The organism is Pseudomonas sp. BJa3 (genome assembly GCF_026343815.1).
In the GTDB taxonomy this organism is placed as follows: Bacteria; Pseudomonadota; Gammaproteobacteria; order Pseudomonadales; family Pseudomonadaceae; genus Aquipseudomonas; species Aquipseudomonas soli.
Map to the genome: position 1 here is coordinate 1 of NZ_JAOXMC010000128.1, position 278 is coordinate 278.

The 278-nt window shown below is 69.1% G+C and carries 1 protein-coding gene; it reads right to left on the reverse strand.

Features of this window, described 5'->3' with window-relative positions; translation table 11 throughout:
* A partial coding sequence (locus OH705_RS27150) for a DUF6776 family protein (RefSeq protein ID WP_323873506.1) occupies nt 1–278 on the reverse strand: 278 nt, incomplete at both ends.

Here is a 278-nt window from a genome sequence, read left to right on the forward strand (position 1 = left end):
CTTCGACCTGCTGGAAATACTTGAAGGAGTACGGCACGCCCGGCGCGTTGGCTTGCTGGCGCAGGTCGGCCCAGCCCAGCCGGCGCAGCTTGCCGCCCTCGGTGCCTTCCACCGAAACCAGCAGGCGACCGGCATTCACGGCGCCGCGATTGAGGTTCTGCGTGAGCGTGGCGGTGAAGTGCCAAGCCTGCGCGTCCTGCGGCACCAGGGTGAGCTCGTGCACCGACAAGCCGCGCCGCTGCGCGGTGGCGCCGACGAAACGCTCGTAGAACGCCACG